The organism is Streptomyces sp. CB03234 (assembly GCF_001905885.1).
Classification (GTDB): domain Bacteria; phylum Actinomycetota; class Actinomycetes; order Streptomycetales; family Streptomycetaceae; genus Streptomyces.
Genome location: NZ_LIYH01000008.1, coordinates 210,748 through 235,744, shown reverse-complemented (window position 1 = coordinate 235,744; position 24,997 = coordinate 210,748). Strand labels below are relative to the sequence as shown.

Below are 24,997 nucleotides of genomic sequence, written 5' to 3'. Positions count from 1 at the left end.
CCTTGTGCCGTGTCGCCGTACCGCTCGGACCGGCCGTTCGCCCGATGAGCGCCTACGCTCGGCCCGTGAACGCCACCGACCGGCCCGCGTACGGACACAGTGGTGTCGTCGGCGGCCTGCTGATGGCCTGTCACCCCGGCCCGGCCGCCGCCGTCACCGTCCTGGTGACGGTACTGGCGGCGGCGGCCGGGCACGACGGGCGCGGCTGCCTGCTGATCGCCGCCGCGGTGCTGGCGGGCCAGCTGTCGGTGGGCTGGTGCAACGACGCCGTCGACGCCGCCCGCGACCGGGCCGCCGGACGGTCCGCCAAACCGGTGGTGTCCGGGGCCGTCGGCACGACGGCCGTGTGGGGTGCGGCCACCGTGGCGCTGGTCCTCGCCGTGCCGCTCTCCCTCGCCTGCGGTCCGCTCGCCGGAAGCGTCCACCTGGTGGGCGTGGGTGCGGCGTGGGCGTACGACCTGGGCGTGAAGGCGACGGCGCTGTCCTGGCTGCCGTACGCGATCGGCTTCGCCGCGCTGCCCGCCTTCGTCACGCTGAGCCTGCCCGGGAGCCCCTGGCCGGCCTGGTGGGTCGTCGTCTCCGGGGCGCTGGTGGGCGTGGGCGCGCATCTGGGCAATGTCCTTCCGGACATCGGTTCCGACCTGGCCGTCGGGGTACGCGGCTGGCCGCAGCGCCTGGGTCCGGCACGGGTACGGCTGCTGCTGCCGGTTCCGCTGGTGGCCGCCTCCGTGGTCCTCGCCCTCGCCGGGCCGCCGCCGGGCACGGGCGGCTCGGGCGCCGTCGGCTCCGGCGCCGTCGGCCCGGTCGCGGTGGCGGTGGCCGTGGTGACGGCCGTGACCGGGGCCCTCCTCGGGCGCCGCCGGCCCGAGGTGCCGTTCATCGCCGCGATCGCCGTGGCGGCCATCGATGTGGCGATGGTGGTGTGGCGGGGCGCCGCGATCACCTGACGAAACGGAGGGGCGGGCCGGCGGCCGGCCTGGCAGGATCAACGCCCGATGACGAGGATTCCGGGCTGCGTGGTGTGTGGCGGAACCGTGGCCCCCGACGGCCACTGCTGGGACTGCGGCGAAGCCCAGCCGGCGTTCCGTTCCCACCTGGAGCTCACGACCGACGGTGGTGCCGCGGGAGTCAGCGACCGCGGCAAGCGGCGGGGCGTCAACGCCGACGCCATGGCGCTCACCACGGCGCTCACCGCGACCGGGGCGTGGACGGTCGGGGTCGTGTGCGACGGGGTGTCGATGTCGCCCCGGGCGGAGCGGGCGGCGCAGGTCGCCGCCGAGGTCGGCGCCCGCGCCCTGCGGGAGCGCCTGGAGGCGGGCGCGCTGCCGGAGACCGCGCTCGACGACGCCACCCTGGCGGCGGGGCGCGCGGTCAGCCCCCTGGCCGCGTCCCCGGCTGCCGCACCCGCCTGTACGTACGCCGCCGCCGTCGTCGGCCCCGGGGGCTTCTGGTGCGCCTGGGTCGGGGACAGCCGCGCCTACTGGCTGCCCGACCAGGGCCCTGGAACGGTGCTGACCGAGGACGACACCGGCGAGCACGAGGCGCTGACCGCGTGGCTGGGCGCGGACGCCGGCGAACCGGCACCCCGCCTCCGGAGCCTGAGGCCCTCCGTACCGGGCCGTCTGCTGCTGTGCACCGACGGGCTGTGGCGCTACCTGCCGGACGCCGACGCCCTGCGGGACGCACTCGCCCGCCACCGGCCGCCCGGCCCCGGCGGGCTGCCGGCCCAGGCGCGGTCACTGGTCACGTACGCCCTCCACGCCGGCGGACACGACAACGTCACCGCCCTCCTCATCCCCGTCCGGCCCTGAGCCGGCTCACTGGTCCAGTTCCTCCTGCACCGGCGGCTTCGGCGCGTCCCGCAGGTGCTGCGACAGGCCGGGCTTCCCGCCCTGCCGTGCCTGCGCCGCCCGTTGGCCGCGGCTGTGCCCGAGATCCGCGTCGGGGTCCACCCGCACCGAGCGGGCCACGTCCTCGCGGTTGGTGTACTGCTCCGCCGGGATGCCCCGCAGAGCCTTGATCACTTCCTCGGAGGCGCCGGCGCGCTGCGCCGCCGACACGAGCGTGTCCTTGTCCGCCGGAAAGTCGGCGTCCTTGATCGCGCCCAGGACTTCCGGGACGTCGGTGTGAGCCATGAGTGCGTCTCCTCCCTCGGTATCGCCGGGGTCACCGGGAGCCCCGGGTACCCGGGGCGGCCTCAGCGATTCCCGCTCCGGCCGAACCGGACGAGGACGTACCTGATGAGGCGGGCGGCGGTCACCGTGCCCAGGAGGCGCACCCGGCCGTCACCCTCGCGCTCGACCACCGCGACCAGGGGGCTGTGCGTACGTGCCATGAGCGCCGCGACCTCCATCGGTGTGGCGTCCGGTCCCACGTACGGAGGCGGGAAGAGCCGCCGCGGCACCCACTCGGCGACCGTGAGCCCTTGCAGCTTCTCGGCGATCTCCGCGTCCATCCGGTCGTCGACGGAGGACGCCAGCAGCGGGTCGTCGATCGCGTACGCCGGGACCAGCCGCCGCAGCAGCTGCGACCCGGGCACGATGGCGTGCGGCAGCCCGTCCGCGTCCAGGACGAGCAGCGCCGGCAGCGAGTTCTCGGCCAGCAGCCGGGCGGCGTCGATCGCGTCGTCGTCCGTCGTGACGTACGGATAGGGCTCGGCCAAGTCATGGGCACGCACATGTCCAACGTAGGCCCGCTGCCCCGGCGCCGCCTCCCGGGCCGGTCCGGCCCCCCAGGAGGAGCGTCAGGCGCGTGGCTGATCGCCCCGCTCGGCCTTCTTCTCCTTGATCCGCACCGCTTCCTTGCGGACCTCGGCCTGGACCGCGCGTTCCCGCACCAGCCACTCGGGGCTCTCCGCCTTGAGCGCGTCGATCTGCTCCGTGGTCAGGGGGTCCGTGATGCCGCCCCGTGCGAGACCGGAGATGGAGATGCCGAGCTTCGCCGCGACCACGGGCCGGGGGTGCGGGCCGTTGCGGCGCAGCTCACGCAGCCACTCGGGCGGATCGGTCTGCAGCGCGGCCAGCTCGGTGCGCGAGACGACACCCTCCTGGAACTCCGCGGGGGTGGCCTCGAGGTACACACCCAGCTTCTTCGCCGCGGTCGCGGGCTTCATCGTCTGGGTGCTCTGGTGCGACGTCATGTGTCAAGGGTATCGAGCATGCGAGCGACCGATGACCACGACCGCCGACCACGGCGGGTAATCTGTCGGGGTGACAGGCTCCGACGCATCCCCTTCCTTCCGGCTCGCCTACGTCCCGGGTGTGACGCCGGCCAAGTGGGTGCGGATCTGGAACGAGCGGCTGCCCGACGTCCCGCTGACCCTCGTCCAGGTGTCCGCCGCCGAAGCACCCGACATGCTGCGGAACGGCGGCGCGGACGCGGGCCTCGTGCGGTTGCCGATCGACCGGACGGACCTCAGCGCGATCCCGCTCTACGCCGAGACGACCGTGGTCGTGATCCCCAAGGACCACGTCGTGGCGGCGGTCGAGGAGGTGACCGCCGAGGACCTCGCCGACGACATCGTGCTGCACCCCCTCGACGACACCCTCGGCTGGGAACGTCCGCCCGGCCTGGCCGCGATCGAGCGCCCCGCCACGACGGCGGACGCCATCGAGCTGGTGGCGGCGGGGATCGGCCTCCTCGTCGTCCCGCAGTCCCTCGCCCGCCTGCACCACCGCAAGGACCTCACCTACCGGCCCGTGTCGGACGCCCCCCAGTCGCGCGTCGCGCTGTCGTGGCCGGAGGACCGGACCACCGACCTGGTGGAGCACTTCATCGGGATCGTCCGCGGGCGGACCGTCAACAGCACCCGGGGCCCGCAGACCCCCGCCCAGCCGAAGGGCAAGCGCCCCGACAAGAGCGGCGCCGACCGGCGCAAGCCCGCGGCGGGCAAGCCGACCGGCAAGGGCGGTCCCCGCGGCGGCTCCGGCACCGCCAAGGGCGCCAAGCGCGGCAAGCCCCGCCGCCGGTCGTAGTCCCGGCCGCCTTCCTCGCGTCCCCGGCCACCGGCACGCGCGCGAGGACCGGCCCGCGCCCGCCGCAGGACGGCCAGGGCGCCATCCGGTCGTCACCGCCCCCCCCTGCGAGGAACCGGGCAACTGCCCTTGCCGGTACGGATGATGAGGATTCCGGCATCCGGCCGCAGCGGACCACGGGTGGACCACGGGACTTATTCGCTGTCGTCCACGGCCTCCCGGAGGCGACAATGCCCCATCTCGAACGGGAGGACCCCAATGAGCCAGGCATACCTGACTCTTCACGAGCTGCTGCCGCCGCAGGAACTGGCGACGGCGCTCGACGCCGGTCACGTCACTCGCAAGGCGCACCCAGAACTGCCGCTGTCCATCTACACGTACACACGGACCTGCCAGTACGAGCGGATCTGGAACCGCGTCACCATGCGCTGCCGCGGGCTCGTCGCCGACGACGTCACCGGCGAGGTCGTCGCGCTGCCGCTGCCGAAGTTCTTCAACGTCGGGGAGCACGAGGCCGGTCAGCCCTACGCCCCCGCTCTGCCCGACGAACCGTTCGAGGTGTACGACAAGGTCGACGGCAGCCTCGCCGTGGTCTTCCACTACGCCGGCCGGTGGCGCGTCGCGTCCAAGGGGTCGTTCATCAGCACGCAGGCCACCTGGGCGCAGCGCCGGCTCGACGGGAAGGACACCTCGGGCCTCACCCCGGGCGTGACGTACCTCGCGGAGATCCTCTACCCGCAGAACCGTATCGTCGTCGACTACGGCGACCGCCGGGACCTGGTGCTGCTCGCCGCCTTCGCCAAGGACGGCACGGAGATACCCCTGGCCGACGCCGCCCCCGCCTGGGAGCCGGTCGGCTCCGTCGTCACGGTCCGCCCGGCCATGCCGCTGGCCGAGCTGCTGGCCCTGACCGAGTCGAACACGCTGCCCGACGGCCGGGCCGCCACCGGCACGGACGCGGAGGGCTTCGTGCTGCGCTTCGCCTCCGGGGTGCGGGCGAAGGCCAAGCTGTCGGAGTACGTACGCCTCCACAAGGTCCTGACGGGTGTCACCGAGCGGGACATCTGGCGCGGCCACGGCATCCAGCGGTTCGCGCACCTGCCCGCCAGGCAGATCGCCCAGGCGCTGGGCTGCTCGGCGGCGGACATCACGGCGTCGGGCGGGCGGCCGCTGGACGCGCTGCTGGAACAGGTGCCGGACGAGTTCGACGCCTGGGTGCGCGAGGTGATCGCACGGATCGAGAAGGACGTGGCGGACCGCGAGCGCGCCATCGACGACGCCTACCGCTCCCTCGCCCCGCTGGCCGGCGACCGCGCCGCCTTCGCGCGCGCCGTGAAGGCCCTGCCGGACGCCGCGGTCCGCCCCGCGATGTTCCTGCGCCTGGACGGCCGCCCGACCGAGCTGGTGACGTACCGTTCGGTGCGGCCGGAGGCGTCCGATCCCTTCAAGAACGACGAGGAGAACTGACCAGTGCTGCCCGTAGTACATGTGATGACGGGCCTTCCGGCATCGGGGAAGACGACCGCGGCGCGGGCGCTCCAGGCCCGGTCCGAGGGCCGGATGCGCCGGGTCAACCTCGACGACCTGCGCACCATGCTGGACATCCCCACCCAGGAGCGGAATTCCCACGCGCACGAGCAGACGGTGCTCGCCATCCAGGACGCGGCGGTCCGGGCGGCCGTCGACGGCGGGTTCGACGTGGTCGTCGACAACACCCATCTGACGCCCCACATCCCCAAGCGGCTCAAGGCCGCCGTCGGCGGGCAGGCGACGTTCGTCGTGCACGACTTCACCGACGTACCGGTGGAGGAGTGCATACGGCGCGACGGCGAGCGGGAGCGGTCCGTGGGGGAGGAGATCATCCGCCTGCTGGCCGACAAGCACGCCAAGGCCACGAGGGGCGGTTGGCGGCTCACCGACGCGTGGCTGAACGACCAGCCGCCCGTGGAGCCCTACGTCGCCGACCCGTCGCTCCCGTCGGCGGTCATGTGCGACATCGACGGCACCCTCGCGCTGCGCGGGGACCGCGGCCCGTACGACTTCACCCGCTGCGACGAGGACCTGCTCAACGTCTCGGTGCGCCAGGCCCTGCACTCCTTCCGGCGCGCGGACGACGACGTCATCGTGCTGCTCTCGGGACGAGGCGAGGAGCACCGGGAGAAGACGGAGGAGTGGCTGCGACGGCATGAGGTGCCGTACGACGAGCTGTGGATGCGGGCCGCCGGTGACGGCCGCCGCGACGACGTCGTGAAGGCCGAGCTGTTCGACCGGCACGTCCGCCACCGCTTCGCGGTACGGGTCTCCCTGGACGACCGGGATCGCGTGGTCGCCGTGTGGCGCCGCATGGGCCTGCCCACGTGGCAGGTCAACTACGGCGACTTCTGAGCGCCCCGCCGGTCCTCAGCGCCCCGCCGGTCCTCAGCGCCGCCGGGCGCACGTCCAGGCGTCCATGCCCTGCATCGCGGCGAGCCGCTTGGCCGTGGCGATCTGCTCGGCCTTGGTGGCCAGATCCGCGCGCGGCGCGTACTTCAGGCCGCCCGCGGCCACCCAGCTGGACTGCTTGAACTGAAGCCCGCCGTAATGCCCGTTGCCCGTGTTGGCCTGCCAGTTGCCGCTGGACTCGCACCGGGCGATGGCGTCCCAGTCCGCGCGTTCGCCGGGTCCGGGAGCGGCGGCCCGGGAGGCGGGGGCGGCGAGCATCAGGACGGCCGACGCGCACAGCGCCGTCGTGGTGAGCCTGCCGATGGTGTTCCGGCTGTTCCGGCCGTCGGTACGGCTGTGGTGACCATGCATCAGGTGCCCTCTGGGTCCGTCACGTCGGCCCCCGGCAAGGGGCCGGCTGAGGACTACGACCGTAGGGTCGTGCGACGTGGGCGGCACGTGGTGTTGCGCCCATCGGGTCTACGGGTCCGCGAACCGTCGGTCCGTCGGTCCGTCGGTCCGTCAGTCCGTCAGGGAGGCGAGAGTGGCTTCCAGGTCGGCGGCGCGGGGACGGTTGTGCGGCAGCTTGGCCAGGACGCGGGCCATGCCGCAGGTGTCGGTGAGCGCGGAGAACACCAGGCCGCCCGCCACGCCGGCGGACAGCAGGCGTGCGGCCGGCCGGCGCCGCCCCGCGAGGAGCCCCGCCAGGACCAGGGACCCGGCGGCGAGGCGGACCTGGCGCTCCATGGCCCAGGCGGTGCGGGCACCGGCGGGCCGGTGGACGTCATGGCCGGACGCGATCCAGGCGGTGGTCCCACCGGTGAGGGTGGCGGCGGCGATGCCGTGCCCGGCCAGGGCCTCGCACGCCCGGGCGGAGCGGGTGCCGGAGGCGCACACCATGAGCAGGCGGCCGCGGCCGGTGGCCGTCCTGAGGGCGGGCAGGGCGGCGTCCAGGTGGTCGAGGGGGATGTTGTGGGCGCCGGGCAGGTGGCCGGAGGCGTACTCCCCGGGGGTGCGTACGTCGATGACGGTCAGCTCGTCCAGCTGGGCGCGCGCCTGCTCGGCCGTGAGGGCGGGGGTGGTCATGTGGCTTCTTCCTCGTCTTCCCGGGGCGTTGTACGCGGGCCACGATACGGGCGGCCGGGAGTCCGTCGCGACGCTCCGTCACGGCCGGGGCCGGGACAGGTACTCCGCGACGCGTTCGCCCCAGGTGCGGACGTCGGCGCGGGTCCTGGACACATGCAGCTCGGCGTGGAGCAGTCCGGCTGCCGTCTCCGCCGTCGACAGGGGATGCCCGGGGTCGTCCGCCCAGGCCAGGATCAGGGCGGGCAGGCGCAGCCGGGTGAGTGCCGCCGGGGGAGGCAGGTCGGACAGCGCCAGGCCCCGCAGGACCGACGGCAGGACCCGCTCGTCGGGCGTCGGCGGTACGTCGGGGACGTCGGCCACGACCGCGGGGCGAGGGGCACGTGCCCGGCCGGCGAGCCAGGCGTCCACGCCTTCCCGTTCGATCGTGTCCGCGGACTCGCGGTTGCGCCGCGCGTACGCCTCGCGCGTCGCCCAGGCCGTGGGCGGGACGAGCAGGACCAGCCGGGCGAACCGTTCGGGTGCCTGGACGGCGGCGTGCAGCACCGTGGCACACCCCATGGACGCGCCCATGGCGTCGACCGGCCGGTCGGCGCGCAGATGGTCGAGCAGGGCCAGCAGATCACCCGCGAGGGAGGGGTAGGTGTAGTCGCCGGTCACCGGTTCGCCGGTGGAGCGGCCGTGTCCCCGGGCGTCGTAACGGACCAGGCGCCGCCCCGCGTCCACGACCGGCGCCCAGTCGAACAGGCCCATCCGGTCCTCGGCGGCCCGGCCGGCGAACCCGCCGTGCGCGTAGAGCGCCGGAGGCCCGTGGCCGGCCTCCTCGTAGAACAGCTCGGCCCCGCGGTGACGGAAGGAGCCTTCGCGGACGGTGTGTTCTCCCACGGCTCATCCTCCGAGCCCATTATGGGCGTTTCGTGCGTGATGACTTTCGAGAATGATCACTCTTCTTCCTAGTGTGATCGTCATGACCCGCACATCCCCCGAGTCCCGGCGCAGCCGCCCCCACCACGAGAGGCGCCGGGCCTACCTGGCGGCGGCCGCGGTCTTCGCCATCGGCATGGCCGGTACGACGCTCCCCACCCCGCTGTACGGGCTGTACCGCCAGGAACTCGGCTTCTCCGAACTGATGGTGACGGTCGTCTTCGCCAGCTACGCCGTGGGCGTGATCCTCACCCTCCTGCTGGTCGGCAACTACTCCGACGAGGCGGGACGGCGCCCCGTCCTGCTGTACGCGCTGGTCCTGGCCGCGGCCAGCGCCGTCTGCTTCCTGCTCGAAGGCGGCCTGCCCGCCCTCTTCGCCGGCCGGGTCCTGTCGGGCTTCTCGGCCGGGCTGCTGAGCGGGGCGGGCACGGCCACCGTGCTGGAGCTCGCGCCGCCGGAGCACAGGTCCCGCGCGGGCCTCGCCGCGACCGCGGCGAACATGGGCGGCCTCGGCTGCGGCCCGCTGCTGGCCGGGCTGCTCGCCGAGTACGCCCCGCTGCCGCTGTCCCTGCCCTTCCTGGCCCACCTCGCGCTGGTGGGCATCGCCTGCGTCATCGTCCTGCTCCTGCCGGAGACGGTCCGGGGCGCGCGGCTGAAGGCCCGGCCGAGGCCGCTGGGACTGTACGTACCGTCGCAGGTCCGTGGCGTCTTCGCGCCCTCCTCCCTCGCCGCCTTCGCCGGATTCTCGCTCCTCGGCCTGTTCACCGCGGTGGCGCCGAGCTTCGTCTCCCACACCCTGGGAATCGGCAACCTCGCCGTCTCCGGACTCGTCGTCTTCTCGGTGTTCCTCTCCTCGACCATCGGGCAGTCCCTGACGAGCCGGGTGGCGGCGGGGACCGCACTGCCGCTCGGCTGCCTGGTGCTGGTCGCGGGGCTCCTCCTCGTCGGCGCGTCCCTGTGGGCCAAGGCCCTGCCGCTGATGGTGGCCGGCGCGGTCTGCGGCGGGCTCGGCCAGGGCCTCGCCTTCCGTGCCGCGCTGACCGCCGTCGGCGAGGCGGCGCCTCCCGCGCACCGGGCGGCCACCATCTCCTCGTTCTTCGTCGTCGCCTACACGGGCATCTCGCTGCCGGTCGTCGGTGTGGGCGCGCTGACGATGTGGCTGGGCCTGCAACGCGCCGGGCTGACGTTCACCGCCTGCGTGACGCTCCTCGTCGCGGCCACCGCGCTGCACCTGGTACGGCACCCTGCCGCGAAGCGCGGTCACTGACGCCTCGGATAGGATGATTTACCGGTATTTGAGCCTTGAGGAGAGGTTTCGCGAGCAGAGGCGTCATGCCCCCGTGGTGAGGTCATCGCGTTGGACACGCACGAGTCGACCAGTGGTGCACCCGATCAGCCCCTGACCGCGGTGGGGTACGCCGGAGTGCTCCGTGACCTGCTCCCGATCGCGCTGTGGAGGTCCGACGCGGACGGCCACATCGTCGAGTGGTCGCTCGCCGCCCAGGACGTGCTGGGCCACGCCCCGGAGGAGATCATCGGCCGGCACGCGAAGCCGGCACTGGTCCCCGAGGCCAACTGGGAACTGGCCGAGCAGCTGGCCGGAAGGGTCATGGCCGGGGAGGCCGTGGCCGCCACCCTCCCGGTACGGCACCGCGACGGGCACCTCGTGCGGATGGAGATGTGGATCTGCCCGGCGGCCGACCGGCAGGGACGGACCGGCATCCTCGCCATCGCCGTACAGACCTCGGCGGTCCTGCACATGCGCGATTCGCTGGCCGCCCTGGAAGGGCTCTTCACCCAGTCACCCATCGGCCTCGCCCTCCTCGGACCCGATCTCCGCTTCCTGCGCGTCAACGAGGCCCTGGCACGGATGAACGGCGTCCCGGCCCGCGACCACCTCGGCAAACGGCTCGCCGACGTCGCGCCGGGGATCAACGCCGCCGCGCTGGAGACGGTGATGCGGCAGGTCCTGGAACGCGGCGAGGCGGTGGTCGACGTCCGCCGCACCGGCCACACCCCCGCCGACCCCGGCCGCGAACGGACCTGGTCCTGCTCGTACGCGCCGCTGCTGGACAACGCCGGCCGGCGCCTCGGCCTGGTCGCCTCCCTCATCGACATCACCGACGGGCAGCGGGCGCAGGCCGAGGCCGAGCGGGCACGCCGGCGTTTCGCCCTCCTCGCCGAGGCCGGCACCCGCATCGGCACCACCCTGGACCTGCGGCAGACCGCCGAAGAGGTCGTGCACGTCCTCGTGCCCCGGCTGGCCGACTCGGCCGACGTACACCTGCGCGAGAAGGTGCTGGACCCCGACGAGGCCGGCGCGTCGACCCGCGGCGTGGTGCGCCGCGTCGCGATCGCGTTCACCGACCCGTCCGCCCCCGCCGGGCCACTGGCGGTGGGCCGCACCTACCAGCTCCCACTCGGGTCGGTGTACGAGCGGGTCATCGCCGACGGGCACCCCATGAACCTCTACCAGACCGACATCCCCGCGCTGGTCAGCGATCCGGGAGCCGAGCAGCTGCGTACCTACCTCAGCACCCGTCTCGGCTCCGCCCGCCTGGTGCCCCTGATCGCGCGCGGCAAGGTGCTCGGCGCCGTGGTGGTGACCCGCACCCGCAGCCGTGAGCCGTTCGACGAGCAGGACTGCGTACTCATCGACGAGCTCGTCGCCCGGGCGGCGCTCAACATCGACAACGCGCTCATGTACACCGGCCAGCGGGAAGCGGCCCTCACCCTGCAGCGCAGCCTCACCAGCAACGCGCTGCCGGACGTGACCGGCCTGGAACTCACCGGGCGCTACCTCCCCGCCAGCGACCACGAGGTAGGCGGCGACTGGTTCGACGCCATCGCCCTGCCCCGCGGCAGGACCGGTCTCGTCATCGGGGACGTCATGGGGCACGGGATCCACGCGGCGGCCGTCATGGGACAGCTCCGCACGGCGGTACGGACCCTGGCGCGCCAGGACACCCCACCGGCCCGCATGCTCGTCTCCCTGGACGCCGCCGTGGCCGACCTCGGCGAGAACGAGATGGCGACCTGCGTCTACGCCGTCCACGACCCTGCCACCGGGGACTGTGTCATCGCCCGGGCCGGCCATCCACCGCCCGCCGTGGCCGATGCCGGGGGGAGGATCACGTTCCTCGACGGGCCCCCCGGCACACCCCTGGGCACGGGCGTACGGGACTTCCGGCCCGAGCGCGTGCCCCTGAGGCCCGGCGGCCTCCTCGTGCTCTACACCGACGGCCTCATCGAGGCCCGCGACAGGGACCTCGACCAGGGCATGGACCAGCTGGCCCGGTCACTGGGCCGCCCCGACCGCCCGCTGGACGAGATCTGCGACGGCGTCCTCGGCCGGCTGCTGCCCTCGGCGGCGCAGGACGACGTGGCGGTGCTCCTCGCCAGAGCGCTGCGCCCCACCGGCGCGGCGGGGAGCCACGCCGACCACCACCACCGGCACGGTCCGGATCATATGGTGCGAGAGTGGTAGCGATGGACACACCGGTGACGACGTTCAGTGAGGGTCCCGAAGACCCGTTCGCCGTGCGGCGCTCGGCCTCGGCGGTGCTGGACGACCGGGGCACGGTCGTCGGCTGGAGCGAACGGGCCGAGGCGCTGCTCGGATACCCCGCCGAGGAGGCGCTGGGGCGGCCGGCGGCCGGATTCCTGATCGACCCGCGCGACGCGGGCGTCGTCACGGACGCCGTGGCGGCCTGCGTACGCGACCGGGGCTGGTTCGGGGTCGTACCCGTCCGGCACCGCGACGGCCGGCGGGTCGAGGTGGGCTGCCGGGCCCGCTCGATCGTGCGGGACGGCACCCGCCAGGAGTGGTTCCTCGTCGGCGCGCCCGCCGAGGAAGTGATCCAGTGGGAGACGGACCGGTCGGTCCTGGACGGGCTGTTCAGCCGCTCACCGATCGGGCTGTCCGTCCACGCCCCCGACCTGACCATCCTGCGGGTGAACCGGGCGATCGCCAGGTTCAGCGGGATTCCGGTCGATCAGCACCGGGGGCTGTGCATCAGCGACTTCCTCATCCAGCGGGACACCGACACGGTGGAGACACAGCTTCAGGACGTGCTGGAGACCGGCCGGTCCTCGGTCTTCACCGAGCAGCCCTGCGTACTGCGCCGGGACCCCGGCCGCGAACTGGTCGTGTCGGTGTCGGCGTTCCGGATGCAGGACCCCTCCGGGCGCACCCTCGGCGTGACCCAGACCGTCGAGGACGTGACGGACCGCTACCGGGCCCGCCGCCGGCTCGCCCTGCTCAACGAGGCCAGCGCCCGCATCGGGACCACCCTGGACGTGACCGAGACGGCGCGGGAGCTGGCCGAGGTGGCCGTTCCGGACCTCGCCGACTGCGTCTCCGTCGACCTGCTGGAACCGGTCGCCCGCGGCGAGGAGCCCCTCCAGGACATGGTCGGACCCCTGCGCCGCGCGGCGGTACGCAGCGACCCGCCGGACGCCGCCGGGCTGATGCACCCGGTGGGCCATACGCTGCACGTCCCGCCGGGCACCGTCCAGGCCCGCTGCCTCGCCGAACGCAAACCCATCCTCGACGCCCGGCTGGAGGGCCCCGCCGCGTGGCTCTCCATGGAGCCCGGGCGTGCACAGCACACCCCCGGCCCGGACATCCACGCCCTGCTGGTCGTGCCGCTGGTCGCGCGGGGACTCGTACTCGGCCTGCTCAGCCTGTGGCGCACCCGACGGATCGAACCGTTCGAGGAGGACGACGTCACCCTCGCCGAGGAGTTCGCCTCCCGTGCCGCCGTCTGCATCGACAACGCACGCCGCTACACCCAGCAGCACGCGGCGGCGCTCACCCTCCAGCACAGCCTGCTCCCGCACGTCGTGCCCCGGCACCCGGCCGCCGACGTCGCCCACCTCTACCTGCCCGCCGACGCCGCGGCCGGTGTCGGCGGCGACTGGTTCGACGTCATCCCGCTCTCCGGGCTCCGCGTCGCCCTCGTCGTCGGCGACGTCGTCGGCCACGGCCTCCACGCCGCGGCCACCATGGGCCGCATGCGCACCGCCCTGCACACCCTGGCCAGCCTCGACCTCACGCCCGACGAGGTGCTCACCCACCTCGACGACCTCGTGGACCGGCTGGCCGCCGAGCAGGGACCGGCCGACGACCTCTCCCGCCAGGTCGTCGGCGCGACCTGCCTGTACGCGGTGTACGACCCGGTCTCACGGCACTGCGCCTTCGCCCGCGCAGGTCACCCGCCGCCCGCCGTGGTCACCCCGGACGGGCGGGTGAGCCTCCTCGACATGCCCGCGGGCCCGCCGCTGGGCCTGGGCGGACTGCCGTACGAGTCCGCCGAGCTGCACCTGCCCGAAGGCACCCTGCTGGCCCTCTACACCGACGGCCTCGTCCAGGCCGGCGACCGGGACGCCGACGAGCGGGACGTCGACGAGCGGGTGGCGGACCTGTGCGCGGCCCTGACCGGGCCGGCCCGCACGCTGGAGGACACCTGCGGCGCGGTGCGCGACACGCTGCTGCAGGACCGCCCCACCGACGACGTGGCCCTGCTCCTGGCCCGTACCCGGGTCCTCGCGCCGGAGAAGGTGGCCACCTGGGAACTGCCCGTGGAGGCGACCGCCGCCGCGAGCGCCCGCACACTGACGGCACGTCAGCTCGCCGAGTGGGGACTGGAGGAGATGCTCTTCACCACCGAGCTGATCGTCAGCGAGCTGATCACCAACGCCTACCGGTACGGCGGCGGACCGATCCACCTCCGGCTCATCCGTGACCGCCACCTCATCTGCGAGGTGTCCGACACCAGCAGCACCTCACCGCACCTGCGCCGCGCCCGCTCCACCGACGAGGGCGGCCGGGGACTGTTCCTGGTGTCCCAGCTCACCGAGCGGTGGGGGACCCGCTACACGCGCGAGGGCAAGACCATCTGGACCGAACAGGCGCTGCCCGCCGTCACGCCAGGGCCGTCGCTGCCCCTCTGAGTACCAGCCCGCACCCCAGCGCCAGCACGACGGCGGCCGTGGCGAGCGGTGCCGACCGGTGGGCGAGTGTGAAGACCCTGCCCTGGGGCCGCCGCGCCAGCCTGCGCGTCGTGGTGTCCCACAACCGCACCACGGCGAGCCCGGCCCCCGCGAGGGTGAGCGCGACGCCCGCCCCGTACGCCAGGACGAGCAGGAAGCCGAACCACGCCTGGCCGAGGGCGGCCGCCCCGATCAGCACGACCACGGCGGACGGACTCGGCACCAGCCCGCCGGCCAGGCCGAGGAGGATCACCCCGCGCAGGCCGGGAGCGGGCGGGAGATGGGAGTGGGAATGGCCGTGATCCCCGTGCTCGTGCCCGTGCCCGTGCTCGTGAGTGTGGGTTTGTCCGTGTCCGTGTACGTGACCATGGGTGTGATGCCGGCGCCGCCGCCACGCCCGGCGCAGCAGCAGCGCGCCCGCCACCGCCACCAGGGTGCCGCTCGTGATGCCCAGCCAGGACACCACCGTGGGCGCCGCCGCCGAGCCCGCGGTGACCAGGGCGCCGAGGACGAACACGCCCAGGGTGTGAGTGAGGGTCACCGAGGCCCCGAGCGCCAGCATGTCGCGCCGTGAACTGCGGCCGCCCGCCGCCGCGGCGGCCATCATGGTCTTGCCGTGCCCCGGGGCCAGCGCGTGCATGGCGCCCAGCAGCAGGGCCGCGCCGAGCGCGAGCGCCGCGAAACCCGCCGTCAGGTCGTGCCGGGCCACCAGTCCGGTCAGCGCCTGCGCCCAGCGGTCCGCGCCGCGCGGGAGCACGCCGGTCGCCGGGGAGGCCTCCGTACCGTCCTGCCCGCCCTCCAGCGCCGGTCCGCCGGAACGCACGGAGAACGCGGCCGACCGGGAGTCGGGCGGCGAGGAGAGCAGATCGTCCGGGTAGGCGGTGAGCCGCCCGGAGACGGAGCCGGCCGGCACGTCGGACCCCGCGAGCGTCATCCGGTCGCCCCGCGCGGTGATCTCCCGCCACCCCGCTCCGGCCGCCACCGGCGCCGGTGCGTACATGAGGCGCGTACGCTCATCGGCCGGCAGGGGTGCGGTCAGCGCGCACGTCACACGCAGCGTACGCAACCCCGCCTGTCCCGGACGCTCCTCCGCTTTCGCGCTTCCGGCCGCCAAGGAGCGGGCGGTTCTGTCCTCGACCACGAGCCGGGCGCCCTTCGCCGCCGTGTCACAACGCGTCCGCGCCCATGCCGACAGCTCGGCGGGCGCCAGCCGGCCGTCCCCGTCGGCGTCGATGCGCCCGCGTGCCTGCGAGGCCGGGATCTCCGCCAGGTCCTCCACATGCTCCACGCTCAGTTCGCCCGGGGCGACGACGAGACCGTCGTACTGGCTGACGGTGAAGTTGCCCAACGGGTGCGCCTGTGCCGCGTGGGCGGGGAGCAGGGCCAGGGCAGCGCCCGTGACCAGCGTGGCGAGGGCGCAGGCGGCGGTACGGCGGCTCACGACTCCCCCTGAAGACCGGACAGGCCGGACAGGGCGGACAGGGCGGACAGGGCGGCCTTCGCCTCACGGGCGCCCGTCACCGAGAAGCCCGGGTTCAGAGCCAGCGCGGCACGCAGATCGCGGCGCGCGGCCGCGTCGTCGCCCAGCGCGCGTTCGATCATGCCCCGGTGGAAGAGGAACGAGGCGTCGCGATGGCCGGGGGACAGGGCGGCCGCCTGCTTCGCGTACGTCAGCGCCTCCTCGTCCCTGCCGTTGGCGTGCAGCGCCCAGGCGAGCGCGTCCGCCGTGTGGACGCTCCGGCGCCGTGCCCATTCGGCCCGCGCCGAGGCCAGCGCCCCGGCGGCGTCGCCGTGGTCGGCCTCGACGAGGGCAAGCTCCAGATCGGTGGCGACACCGTTCGCGCGGGCCAGCCGGGTCCAGGTCCGCACGAGCGCGTATTGCTCCTCGGCCCGGTCGCGCCGGCCGAGCGCCTCGTACACCTCACCCAGCACGGCCAACTGGCCCGGCAACGGGTGGCGCCGCACCACCTCCTCCAGATCACTCACCGCGCGTTTCGTGTCACCCAGCGCGGCGTACGCACGCCCCCGCCCCTCCCGCGCCGGCACATGGCCGGGCTCGGCGCGCAGCGCGGTCGCGAAATGCTCCAGGGACTCGGTGAAGTCGCCCTGCGACCAGGCGAGTCGGCCGAGCGCGGTGGCGACGTACGCCACATCTCCGGGAGTGAACGCCGAGTCCAGCGCCCGCAGCAGCACCCGGCGCGCACCGCCCACGTCGCCGCGCAGCTCCAGGACGTACGCGTACCGCGTGAAGACCGGGATGCCGGGGCGCCGCCGGTCGGCGAGCCGTACCGCGCCCAACGCCTCGTCGTAGCGGCCGAGTTCGACCAGGGCGTCGACCCGGGTGGCCAGGGCGCGTTCACTGTACGGATTGACCCGCAGGGCCTGGTCCGCCCGGCGCAGCGCGGTGGTGAAGTCGTGGCGTGCGGCGGCCAGTGCAGCCTGCCCGGCGAGCGCCGCGTCGTTGCCGTCGGCGGGGCGCAGCTCCAGCGAACGCCCGAACGCCTTCTCCGCCTGCGGATACCGGGCCGGATCACCGGTGCTCCGCGCCTGCTCCACGTACGCCGCTCCCAGCGTCGCCCACCCGGTGGCGTCCCGGGGCTGGGCCTTGAGGTGCTGCTGCAGGCCGGTGATGCCCTGCGCCAGGTCCCCGGCCGCCAGCCGCTCCACGGGCACGGTCGCGGCGAGCGCGCGCGGTGTGCCCGGGGAACGGTCCGCGTCGGCCCCGGACGCCACCGAGCCGGCGGTGAGCCCGAGCGCCACCGCCACGACCGCCGCGATCCGCCACCGCCCGGGCCGCCCGTGCCATGGGGCGAACTGCGGCTTCCGTACGAGCATCGGTTGTGCCTTCCTCGGTTCCGTGTGGGGTGGCCCGGCAGCGCCGTGGGGGAAGGGGGACGCTGCCGGGCCGTCTTCGGGGGGTGTCAGCCGAGCCAGGACCGGCGTTCGGGCTGACGGCGGGAGCGTGACCACATCGCCCTGCCGAGGCCGGCGAGCAGCACGCACACGGCGCCCGACGCGGCCGAGACGAGCACCACCGTGTTGTCGTCCCATGACGAGGTGAGCGAGGAGACTCCGCCGGTGAGCCCCGTCGCATCGGCCTTGGTGGACACCTCGGCCGCCTTGACGTCGGAACCGGCGGTGGGCAGTGCGACGTACGGGAAGCTGCGGCCGAACTCCTTGTCGTTGGCGTCGACGGCGTCGCCCAAGTCGTTCTTCGCGCCGACGAGTTCGCCCTCGACGACCTGGAGTGCGATGTCGAGTACGTCGTCCGTCAGACGCCGTCCGTTGGGGAAGCCGGCGTTGTCACCGTCCAGCACACCGAGCCGCTTGGGTTCCGCCACCGGCTTGATGGAGGTGTTGAGGCGCAGCATCTCCGAGGGCGTGCCGCCCGGTTGCTGATTGAGGTCCTCGACCCCGGTGAGGAACACCGAGACGAGGTCGTTGCGCGGCTCCGCCGGGGCCTTGATCTTGTAGATGCCCTCGATGAGCTTCGGCAGCTCGGGTTCGGTGACGTTCTTCAGGAAGTCCCCGTCGTTCTCGGGCGAGGAGGCGTTGAACCTGTCCTTGTCCTTGACCGGGTTGACGACCTCGTTGACCAGGGGCATGCCGAGCCGGGAGACGCGCGTCCAGTCGCCGTGGGCGTTCTTGCGCTCCGTCGTCGCGTAGACGCCGACGACCGGCTGCTTCTCGGACTCGCGGAGGTACGAGCTGGGCACCTGCAGGGCGATGGTGTTGACGTTGTAGCCCTTGAGCGTGTCGTTCCCGACCTCCGACAGGTCGCCGCCGTACAGCAGGTCGAAGACCCGCAGGTCGAGGAAGAAGGGGTCGTCCGCCTGGCCGGCGAACGCCTTGAGCCCACCGGGGACCTTCCGCACCGCCTGGTCGCGCAGCTTCTGGTAGTCGGGCATCGACGCCTTGCCGACGTTCGACGGCGCGACCGGCAGGCTCTTCGCCAGCTGGTGGCGCGAGGCGACCTTCCCGTGCTTCAGACGCAACAGTTCGATGTCGTACGTCTGGGTGAAGTTGAGGTCCGGGTCGTCCAGGCTCTCCACCACACCCGTGTTGTAGAGGAAGGTGTTCTCGTTCTTGCGGTGGTCCGTGAAGGTGAACCGGTACAGCAGGTCGTCCTGGGCGTCACCGTCGCTGTCGACGTGGATGTCGTAGCGCGCGTCGTTGGCGAAGGTGAAGAAGTTGGGGCCGCCCGCCGGCTCCTGGAACGGCAGCCAGTTCGCCACCAGCGTCGTCGAGTCCGGATGGTCGGGGCTGACGAACGCGTACACATCCGTGGTGTCGAACTGGGGCTGCCCGGATATCAGGGGGGCCTCCCGGTGGCTCGAGGCCGTAGCCGTCCGGGGCTCCAGCACACTCACGCCGGCGGCCGCGAGCCCCCCGGCGGCCACTGCGCCACAGGCGAGCAGGGCCACGCTCCTGCTCCGCCACGTCCGGCCGCTTCTGCTGGTTGATGGTGGGGTCATCTCGTCCGTCCTTCATCGTTCATCGCGTCCGTTCCGGCTTGCTTGTTGGACCAGTACGTGCGCCGGGGCCGTGTTGTTCGGTCCTCACCGGTACGAGATCCGACGGATCCTGGAACCGTGCCGCGGCCGCCCGGACCTCGATGTCGTAGTGCCCGGAGGACCGGCCGCCCGGATGGAGCCGCGGGATCCGGTACGTCCGCCTCGGCACCTCGCGCCGTTCACCGGCGTCCTCGCCGTCGGAGCCCCATGCGCCCTGGTGCGGGGGCCGGTCCGGCCGCGCGGCGGGCGCGGACTCGCCAGGCGCCAGGGCGCCGCTGGTCAGCACCGTGGACGCCACGATGAGGCCACCCACCGCGCCCACTCCGCACACCCCCGCCCAGCGCCCGCGTTTGAGGGCGAGGCGTGGCTGGACGGTGGGCGGTGCGCCACGCGCCCACAACGGTTCCACCGTGACGTACGGCGGTGGCGAGCCGGCGCGCGGAGCGCGGGGGACGGTGGCGCGGGGGCCGGGGGCACGAGGCCCGGGGGCGCGGGATCCGGTGGCGCGGGGATCCATGGCGTGGAGTTCGGCGCGTGCGGCGTCCAGGTCGTCCAGCACCCGCTGGAAGGAGTCCATGAGGGACTGGGTGGGTTCGTTGTCATCAACGTGCACGATGGTGCTCCTCGGCGGAGTACATGCCTTCCGAGACTGCTTCGTCGTCAGGCAATACGCAGCGCGAGCGAGCTTGTCTCAACCCACCTCCGATGACCCGTCAGGACGACTCGGCCGTGCGGGCCGTGCGGGCCGTGTGGGCCGTGTGAGCCGTGCGGGCCGGCTCCAGGCCCAGGTGCGGGAGGTGGTGGCCGAGGCGTTCCCGCTTGGTCCGCTGGTAGAAGAGGTTCTCCTCACGCGGTGGTATCAGCAGCGGAACCTGTGCGCCGACCGTGACCCCGTGCCGTTGCAACGCCTCGCGCTTGCGCGGGTTGTTGGACAGCAGCCGTACGGAGCGCACCCCGAGGTCGTGCAGGATCCCCGCCGCCACCCGGTAGTCACGGGCGTCGTCCGGGAACCCGAGCGCCAGATTCGCCTCCACCGTGTCCAGCCCCTCCGCCTGCAACCGCATCGCGCGCAGCTTGGCCAGCAGGCCGATGCCACGGCCCTCGTGGCCCAGGAGGTAGACGACGACGCCGCGCCCCTCGTTCACGATGGCGCGCAGCGCCGCCGAGAGCTGCTCGCCGCACTCGCAGTGCCGGGACCGGAAGGCATCCCCGGTCAGGCACTCGGAATGGAGGCGGGTGAGAACGTCGTCCCCCTCGATATCCCCGTACACCAACGCTATTTGTTCCTCACCCCGGTCGTGGTCCAGATAGCCGGCGGCGAGAAAAACACCGAACTCGGTGGACAACTGCACATTCACCACGTGCTCGACGCCTGTTCGGCCGGTGGTGTCACGGAGCATGTCATCGGTATCTATCATGGCCCGATCGTATCGGGTAACCTCCCGCAGTGGGCGGGAACTTGACGACAGGAATGGGGCGGGGAAGATGAGTGTGCCGCAACCGTGCAGGCCGGCATTGGGCATGCTGCCGATGGAGACGACAACACGGGATGTGGAGGAGAGCCGCGCCGATGTCGCGCTCCTTCCCATAGGGAGTTTCGAGCAGCACGGTCCGTTTCTCCCCTTGATGACCGACACGGTCATCGCGTGCGCGATCGCCCGCGAGGTTGCCGCTGTCCACCCCGTACACCTGCTCCCACCAGTGACGATTTCCTGCTCGCACGAGCATGCCGCCTGGCCGGGGACCGTCAGCATTTCCGCCGCGACGCTGTATGCCGTCGTGCGGGACATCGCCGGATCACTCCGCCGCTCCGGTATCGAAAACCTGGTTCTGGTCAATGGTCACGGCGGCAACTACGTATTGCGCAATGTGGTTCAGGAGTCCGCCGGAAGCGGTACACGCATGGCTCTTTTCCCTGGTCCGGGCGACTGGGATACGGCAAGAGAAAGGGCCGGTGTGCGGACGCCGTCGTCCAGCGACATGCACGCGGGTGAAGTGGAGACGTCCATCCTGCTGCACGATCACCCGGAACTGGTCCGGCCCGGTTATGAGACCTCCGATTGGCTCGCCGACGACCGGAAGCATTTGCTCTCCCTCGGTATGCGCGCCTACACGGAATCCGGAGTGATCGGCCGCCCCTCGAAGGCATCGGCCGAAAAGGGGAGGGAATTGCTGACCGCCCTTGTCGACTGTTTCGGCGCATACCTTTCCCTGCTGTCCCCGGGCTCCCGGCGGGGCGTGCGGTGACCGGCGTCGTTCTCCCGGTCGACGCGGCCGGGGCGTGGGAGCGGCTGCGCGGCATCCGGTCCATCACGGACGCCGACAACGCCGGACTGGTCCGCAGTGCGAACGGCCGGACGCGGTGGCGGTACGGCTCCCCCGAGGCGGACGCCCTGGCCGACCGGTACCTGCCCCTGTGCCTGGCCGGACCGCACGTCACGTTCGCGCAACTCGGCCAGAGCCTGGACGGTTTCATCGCGAGCCGCACCGGCGACGCGGACTACGTCACCGGTGAGGAGGACCGCGAGCACCTGCACCGCCTGCGCGCCCTCGCCGACGCGGTCGTCGTCGGGGCCGGCACCGCCGTCGCGGACGACCCCCGGCTGACCGTGCGCGCCTGCCCCGGCGACAACCCGGTGCGCGTCGTCCTCGACCCGCGCGGCCGCGTACCGCGCGGGCACCGGGTGTTCACCGACGGCGAGGCGCCCACCCTGTGGGCCGTGGCCGCCGGAGACGCGCCCGGGCGGCCGCCCGCCCGGCGCCCGGACGGCGTGGACGTACTGACCCTGCCCGACCGCGCGGCGTTCGCCCCGCGCAACGTGGTCCGGGAGCTCGCGCGCCGGGGCCTTCGCCGCGTACTCGTGGAGGGCGGCGGCGTCACCGTGTCGCGCTTCCTCCACGAGGGCGCGCTGCACCGGCTGTACGTCACCGTGGCACCGGTCCTGCTCGGCGACGGCGTCCCCGGACTCGCCTTCCCCGGCCCGGACCTGATGCGTGACGCGCTCCGCCCGCCGATGCGGCGCACCATGCTCGGCGAGGACACCCTGTTCGAACTCGACCTGCGGACGCCGCCGCATCCCGGTCACCGACCGGGCCAGGAGCACGACCGCGCCGGGCAGGCTCGCGGCGAGGCACAGTAGCCCGTACACCACCGCGACGGTCAGCCCCTGGGCCGCGCCCAGCCCCGCCGCTCCGAACGCCCAGGCGGTGACACCCTCGCGGGGCCCCCAGCCGCCGACGTTCAGCGGCAGCGCCATCGCGAGCAGCGCCAGCACCATCAGCGGCAGCAACTCGCCCGCCGGCGCCGTCGAACCGGCGGCGCGGGCGGCGAGGAGGAACATGGCGAGATACCCCGCCAGCACCGCTACGGAAGCCACCAGCACGCCCGCCCAGCCGCCCGGGGCAAGCTGTCCGAGGCCGCCCGCCCCGGTGACCGGCTTCCGGCGGAGCCGGGCCCGTACGACCGCCGCCGCGACCAGCCCGCACACGACGGCGGTACCCGCCACGGCGCCCCTGACGGCATGGCCCGCCTCCACCAGGACCGGCGACGGGTGCGTGAACAGCAGCGCCACCCCGACCGCGACCAGGACCACCTGGCCCGCGACCCGTTCCACGACGACCGCGCGGACACCCCGGCCCATGTCACCGGCGCTCCGCCCGTGCCGTACCGCGCGGTGTACGTCGCCGAGGACACCGCCCGGCAGCGCCGCGTTCAGGAACAGGGCGCGGTAGTAGTCGGCGACGGCCCGGCCCAGCGGCAGCCGGACGCCCAACGCGCGCGCCACCAGGCACCAGCGCCACGCGCTGAGCACCGTGGTGAACAAGCCGAGGCCCAGGGCGCCCAGCAGGGTGGCGCCGTCGATGCCCCGCAGCCCGTCCAGTACGGGGCCGCCGCCGAGCCACCACACCACCGCCACCAGGATGGCCGCGCCGGCCGCGGTGCCGACGCGTGGGGCCGCCACGCCGAGACGGCCGGGTCTCCCCGTTACGCCGACGCGGCCGCGAACCCCCGCAGCCTTCGCGGCCACCGCCGCCGCCCGCGCAGCCCACACGGCCACCGCCACCCGCGCGGCCCGCGCCGCCCGCGACGCGCTCATGCCGGGCCGCCCACGGGCGCCGGCAGGGCCAGCAGGTCATGGTGGTGCACCACCACCCGCAACTCGCCCGCCTCGCACGCCTCCAGGCGCCGCCGCAGATACGCGGTGGCACGCGGCGCGAGGTCCGGCCGCTGCTCCCGCGCCGCGCCGACCCAGCCCCGCAGCCACTCGGCCGTCAGCGCGGAGTCACCGGCGCCGCCCAGCCGCCACGGGCTGGAGTGCGTCCGTACGGTCATGCCACGGCCCGCGAAGAGCTCGCGGGCCGCCGCGACGGCGTCGGGTCCCAGGAGCCGGCGGCCGTCGTCGAGCCGGCGCTGGTGGTCGTTGAACGCGCCGCCGATCGCGGCGTCCAGCGGGTCCGCCGGGGTCAGCTCCACCCGCCCCGCCACGGAAAGCGCCAGCAGCGCCGGGCACCCCGCGCCCGCGCAGGCAGCGGCCAGCCGGTCCACCTCCGCGCGCGTGAGCAGGTCCAGCAGGGCGGACGCCGTCACCAGACCGGTGCCGGAGAGCTCCTCGGCGGTGAGCCGCCCGATGTCACCGCGCCGGGTAGCGACCGTGACCCGGCTGCCGTCGGCGCCCGTACGCGGCAGCCGCGCGGCGGCCAGGCCGAGCAGAGCGGCATCGTGGTCGTGCAGGACCCAGTGCTGCGGGCCGCGCAGCCGGGGGACGAGCCAACGCCCCATCGAACCGGTGCCGCAGCCCAGGTCACGGACCACGAGCACGGCACCCGGCCACGACCGGTCCGCGTCCAGCCGGCGCCGCAGCGGGCCGAGGAGTTCCGTCGCGCGGGCGTCGGCGTCGGCGCCCTCCCGCAGCGCCAGCCAGTCGGGGGCGAAGCGGGGTCTGTCGGTCACGCTCACACGGCCTCCCGGGGCTGTCGCCGGAGCTGTTCGAGGGCCTTGGCCAGGCTCCTGGTGGTCGTCTCCCACCCGGCCAGTGCGGTACGCCGCCGTCGTGCGGCGACCTTCGCGCGGTGGCGTTCGCCGGGCTCACCGAGCCAGCGCCGCAGCGCCCCGCTGAGCGCCGCCGGGTCGTCCGGCGGTACGAGGACGCCCGGCACGCTGCCGTCGGGGGTGCGCCCTACCGCCTCCGGCAGCCCGCCGACGGCCGTCGCCAGGACGGGAACGCCCCGCGCGAGCGCCTCCGTCACGGCCATGCCGTACGTCTCGGCGCGCGAGGCGAGCACCAGCAGGTCGGCGCCCGCGTAGCCGGCGTTCAGCGCGGGCCCGCTCAGGGGCCCCGCGAGGTGGACGCGGTCGTCGAGACCGTACCGCGCGATCAGCTTCCGCAGCCGGTCCACGTAACCGGGGTCCTGGCCGAGCCCGCCCACGAAGCAGCAGGTCCACGGCAGCTCGGCGACGGTCGCGAGGGCCTCCACCAGCTCGTACTGCCCCTTGCGCGGGGTCACCGAGGCGACGCACAGCAGCCGCGGCGCGCTCCCGGTCCCGCTCCCGGCCCCGTTCCCGGTCCCGGACGAGGTGCCGGGAGCCAGCGGCCCGATGTCCACGCCCGGCGCGGCGACATGGACCCGGTCCGGGGCGAGCCCGTGGTGGCCCACGAGCCTGCCCGCCGCCCAGCGGCTGGTGGCGACGACCGCCGCCACCGCGTGCAGCGTCCGGCGCTCGGCGGCGTCCAGCACCGCTGCCCGCTCCGGGGCGAGCCCCGTCTCGTCGCCGAGCGGCAGGTGCACCAGCACCGCCAGGCGCAGCCGCCCGGCCTCCGGGACGATGACCTCGGGGACGCCGCAGGCGACGAGCCCGTCGAGGAGGACCACGCTGCCCTCCGCCGACTCCCGCAGCACCCGGGCCAGTTCGGCGCGCGCGGCGGCCGCGGGCCGTGGCCAGCCGCCCGCGACGACGTGTTCGTGGACCTGCCAGCCGACGCCGGGCAGGTCCCGGCACACCCGGCGGTCGTAGACGTTGCCGCCGCTCGGCGCGGCCGGGTCGTCGACGCCACCGGGCATCACCACCCGTACCGAGCGCCCGGGCGG

General features: G+C 73.9%; 23 protein-coding genes and 1 pseudogene. 10 read left to right on the top strand and 14 right to left on the bottom strand.

Going from position 1 to position 24,997, the window contains the following annotated elements:
* Window positions 1-65 precede the first annotated feature (65 nt).
* Together AMK26_RS31910 and AMK26_RS31905 are read left to right on the top strand one after the other, a co-directional pair.
* Complete coding sequence (locus AMK26_RS31910; protein ID WP_241838164.1) at window positions 66-947, top strand: UbiA family prenyltransferase; 882 nt, start codon at window positions 66-68, stop codon at window positions 945-947.
* Window positions 948-995: 48 nt separating this feature from the next.
* Window positions 996-1,811 carry a PP2C family protein-serine/threonine phosphatase gene (locus AMK26_RS31905; RefSeq protein ID WP_079277908.1) on the top strand — a complete coding sequence of 272 codons (816 nt, stop codon included), beginning with the start codon at window positions 996-998 and terminating at the stop codon, window positions 1,809-1,811.
* A gap of 6 nt (window positions 1,812-1,817) precedes the next feature.
* On the opposite strand, the gene AMK26_RS31900 is transcribed toward AMK26_RS31905, so the two are convergent.
* The 3 genes from AMK26_RS31900 to AMK26_RS31890 all read right to left on the bottom strand — a co-directional run bounded on the left by AMK26_RS31900 (window position 1,818) and on the right by AMK26_RS31890 (window position 3,139).
* Window positions 1,818-2,135, bottom strand: coding sequence for a DUF2795 domain-containing protein (locus AMK26_RS31900; protein ID WP_073759019.1), 318 nt, complete (start codon window positions 2,133-2,135; stop codon window positions 1,818-1,820).
* A 62-nt stretch (window positions 2,136-2,197) separates the two neighbouring features.
* The gene (locus tag AMK26_RS31895; protein WP_073759017.1) at window positions 2,198-2,677 is read right to left on the bottom strand and encodes a CBS domain-containing protein; all 480 of its coding nucleotides are present in this window, start codon (window positions 2,675-2,677) and stop codon (window positions 2,198-2,200) included.
* 66 nt (window positions 2,678-2,743) lie between these two features.
* Entirely contained in the window at window positions 2,744-3,139 is a 396-nt protein-coding gene (locus AMK26_RS31890) for a DUF5997 family protein (RefSeq protein WP_073759015.1), read from the bottom strand.
* A gap of 70 nt (window positions 3,140-3,209) precedes the next feature.
* On the opposite strand from AMK26_RS31890, the gene AMK26_RS31885 reads away from it, so the two are divergent.
* The 3 genes from AMK26_RS31885 (at window position 3,210) to AMK26_RS31875 (ending at window position 6,359) form a co-directional block, all read left to right on the top strand.
* Window positions 3,210-3,974 carry a LysR family substrate-binding domain-containing protein gene (locus AMK26_RS31885; RefSeq protein ID WP_073759013.1) on the top strand — a complete coding sequence of 255 codons (765 nt, stop codon included), beginning with the start codon at window positions 3,210-3,212 and terminating at the stop codon, window positions 3,972-3,974.
* Window positions 3,975-4,232: 258 nt separating this feature from the next.
* Window positions 4,233-5,441 carry an RNA ligase gene (locus AMK26_RS31880; RefSeq protein ID WP_073759011.1) on the top strand — a complete coding sequence of 403 codons (1,209 nt, stop codon included), beginning with the start codon at window positions 4,233-4,235 and terminating at the stop codon, window positions 5,439-5,441.
* A 3-nt stretch (window positions 5,442-5,444) separates the two neighbouring features.
* Window positions 5,445-6,359 (top strand): phosphatase domain-containing protein, encoded by a 915-nt coding sequence (locus AMK26_RS31875; protein ID WP_241838162.1) that lies wholly within the window; start codon window positions 5,445-5,447, stop codon window positions 6,357-6,359.
* Window positions 6,360-6,392: 33 nt separating this feature from the next.
* Here the strand turns inward: AMK26_RS31875 and AMK26_RS31870 are convergent, their stop codons facing one another.
* From AMK26_RS31870 to AMK26_RS31860, 3 genes are all read right to left on the bottom strand, one after another.
* On the bottom strand, window positions 6,393-6,674 hold the full coding sequence (locus tag AMK26_RS31870; protein WP_073759365.1) for a transglycosylase family protein: 282 nt from the start codon (window positions 6,672-6,674) through the stop codon (window positions 6,393-6,395).
* Window positions 6,675-6,917: 243 nt separating this feature from the next.
* Window positions 6,918-7,481 (bottom strand): rhodanese-like domain-containing protein, encoded by a 564-nt coding sequence (locus AMK26_RS31865; RefSeq protein ID WP_073759007.1) that lies wholly within the window; start codon window positions 7,479-7,481, stop codon window positions 6,918-6,920.
* A gap of 78 nt (window positions 7,482-7,559) precedes the next feature.
* Complete coding sequence (locus tag AMK26_RS31860; protein WP_073759006.1) at window positions 7,560-8,363, bottom strand: alpha/beta fold hydrolase; 804 nt, start codon at window positions 8,361-8,363, stop codon at window positions 7,560-7,562.
* 82 nt (window positions 8,364-8,445) lie between these two features.
* Between AMK26_RS31860 and AMK26_RS31855 the strand changes: the two genes are divergently transcribed.
* The 3 genes from AMK26_RS31855 (at window position 8,446) to AMK26_RS31845 (ending at window position 14,357) form a co-directional block, all read left to right on the top strand.
* The gene (locus AMK26_RS31855) at window positions 8,446-9,669 is read left to right on the top strand and encodes an MFS transporter (RefSeq protein ID WP_073759363.1); all 1,224 of its coding nucleotides are present in this window, start codon (window positions 8,446-8,448) and stop codon (window positions 9,667-9,669) included.
* Window positions 9,670-9,759: 90 nt separating this feature from the next.
* Window positions 9,760-11,889, top strand: coding sequence for a SpoIIE family protein phosphatase (locus AMK26_RS31850; protein WP_079277906.1), 2,130 nt, complete (start codon window positions 9,760-9,762; stop codon window positions 11,887-11,889).
* 2 nt (window positions 11,890-11,891) lie between these two features.
* Window positions 11,892-14,357: a SpoIIE family protein phosphatase gene (locus tag AMK26_RS31845; protein ID WP_073759004.1), complete on the top strand. Its 2,466-nt coding sequence runs from the start codon at window positions 11,892-11,894 to the stop codon at window positions 14,355-14,357.
* Here the strand turns inward: AMK26_RS31845 and AMK26_RS31840 are convergent.
* The 5 genes from AMK26_RS31840 to ribA all read right to left on the bottom strand — a co-directional run bounded on the left by AMK26_RS31840 (window position 14,329) and on the right by ribA (window position 20,328).
* On the bottom strand, window positions 14,329-15,837 hold the full coding sequence (locus AMK26_RS31840; RefSeq protein ID WP_198944214.1) for a nickel transporter: 1,509 nt from the start codon (window positions 15,835-15,837) through the stop codon (window positions 14,329-14,331). The genes AMK26_RS31845 and AMK26_RS31840 overlap by 29 nt on opposite strands.
* Window positions 15,834-17,231: a tetratricopeptide repeat protein gene (locus AMK26_RS31835; RefSeq protein WP_073759002.1), complete on the bottom strand. Its 1,398-nt coding sequence runs from the start codon at window positions 17,229-17,231 to the stop codon at window positions 15,834-15,836. The genes AMK26_RS31840 and AMK26_RS31835 overlap by 4 nt, the downstream gene beginning before the upstream one ends.
* An 86-nt stretch (window positions 17,232-17,317) precedes the next feature.
* Complete coding sequence (locus AMK26_RS31830; protein ID WP_073759000.1) at window positions 17,318-18,871, bottom strand: DUF4331 domain-containing protein; 1,554 nt, start codon at window positions 18,869-18,871, stop codon at window positions 17,318-17,320.
* Window positions 18,872-18,890: 19 nt separating this feature from the next.
* A complete protein-coding gene (locus AMK26_RS31825; RefSeq protein ID WP_073758998.1) occupies window positions 18,891-19,523 on the bottom strand; it encodes a hypothetical protein in 633 nt (210 codons plus the stop codon).
* A gap of 100 nt (window positions 19,524-19,623) precedes the next feature.
* The gene (ribA, locus tag AMK26_RS31820) at window positions 19,624-20,328 is read right to left on the bottom strand and encodes a GTP cyclohydrolase II (RefSeq protein ID WP_079277905.1); all 705 of its coding nucleotides are present in this window, start codon (window positions 20,326-20,328) and stop codon (window positions 19,624-19,626) included.
* Window positions 20,329-20,395: 67 nt separating this feature from the next.
* On the opposite strand from ribA, the gene AMK26_RS38190 reads away from it, so the two are divergent.
* On the top strand, window positions 20,396-21,157 hold the full coding sequence (locus AMK26_RS38190) for a creatininase family protein (RefSeq protein WP_073758996.1): 762 nt from the start codon (window positions 20,396-20,398) through the stop codon (window positions 21,155-21,157).
* Window positions 21,154-22,050, top strand: coding sequence for a RibD family protein (locus AMK26_RS38185; RefSeq protein ID WP_073759359.1), 897 nt, complete (start codon window positions 21,154-21,156; stop codon window positions 22,048-22,050). Before AMK26_RS38190 ends, AMK26_RS38185 begins: the two co-directional genes overlap by 4 nt.
* Here AMK26_RS38185 and AMK26_RS38180 read toward each other — a convergent pair.
* The 3 genes and pseudogenes from AMK26_RS38180 to AMK26_RS31795 all read right to left on the bottom strand — a co-directional run.
* Window positions 21,982-23,007: pseudogene (locus AMK26_RS38180) on the bottom strand (lysylphosphatidylglycerol synthase domain-containing protein); the annotation flags it as partial. The gene AMK26_RS38185 and the pseudogene AMK26_RS38180 overlap by 69 nt on opposite strands.
* Window positions 23,004-23,867 carry an SAM-dependent methyltransferase gene (locus AMK26_RS31800; RefSeq protein WP_073758994.1) on the bottom strand — a complete coding sequence of 288 codons (864 nt, stop codon included), beginning with the start codon at window positions 23,865-23,867 and terminating at the stop codon, window positions 23,004-23,006. The gene AMK26_RS31800 and the pseudogene AMK26_RS38180, both read right to left, overlap by 4 nt.
* Entirely contained in the window at window positions 23,864-24,970 is a 1,107-nt protein-coding gene (locus AMK26_RS31795; protein WP_079277934.1) for a glycosyltransferase family 4 protein, read from the bottom strand. Before AMK26_RS31795 ends, AMK26_RS31800 begins: the two co-directional genes overlap by 4 nt.
* Between the last annotated feature and the right edge of the window lie 27 nt (window positions 24,971-24,997).

Bases quoted from the DNA above. Each gene is read 5' to 3' on its own strand.
- AMK26_RS31870 (WP_073759365.1), bottom strand. From the start codon at position 6,674: ATGCTCGCCGCCCCCGCCTCCCGGGCCGCCGCTCCCGGACCCGGCGAA.
- AMK26_RS31900 (WP_073759019.1), bottom strand. From the start codon at position 2,135: ATGGCTCACACCGACGTCCCGGAAGTCCTGGGCGCGATCAAGGACGCC.
- AMK26_RS31865 (WP_073759007.1), bottom strand. From the start codon at position 7,481: ATGACCACCCCCGCCCTCACGGCCGAGCAGGCGCGCGCCCAGCTGGAC.
- AMK26_RS31880 (WP_073759011.1), top strand. From the start codon at position 4,233: ATGAGCCAGGCATACCTGACTCTTCACGAGCTGCTGCCGCCGCAGGAA.
- AMK26_RS31845 (WP_073759004.1), top strand. From the start codon at position 11,892: ATGGACACACCGGTGACGACGTTCAGTGAGGGTCCCGAAGACCCGTTC.
- ribA (WP_079277905.1), bottom strand. From the start codon at position 20,328: ATGATAGATACCGATGACATGCTCCGTGACACCACCGGCCGAACAGGC.
- AMK26_RS31835 (WP_073759002.1), bottom strand. From the start codon at position 17,231: ATGCTCGTACGGAAGCCGCAGTTCGCCCCATGGCACGGGCGGCCCGGG.
- AMK26_RS31795 (WP_079277934.1), bottom strand. From the start codon at position 24,970: ATGCCCGGTGGCGTCGACGACCCGGCCGCGCCGAGCGGCGGCAACGTC.
- AMK26_RS31905 (WP_079277908.1), top strand. From the start codon at position 996: ATGACGAGGATTCCGGGCTGCGTGGTGTGTGGCGGAACCGTGGCCCCC.
- AMK26_RS38190 (WP_073758996.1), top strand. From the start codon at position 20,396: ATGAGTGTGCCGCAACCGTGCAGGCCGGCATTGGGCATGCTGCCGATG.
- AMK26_RS31830 (WP_073759000.1), bottom strand. From the start codon at position 18,871: ATGACCCCACCATCAACCAGCAGAAGCGGCCGGACGTGGCGGAGCAGG.
- AMK26_RS31855 (WP_073759363.1), top strand. From the start codon at position 8,446: ATGACCCGCACATCCCCCGAGTCCCGGCGCAGCCGCCCCCACCACGAG.
- AMK26_RS31890 (WP_073759015.1), bottom strand. From the start codon at position 3,139: ATGACGTCGCACCAGAGCACCCAGACGATGAAGCCCGCGACCGCGGCG.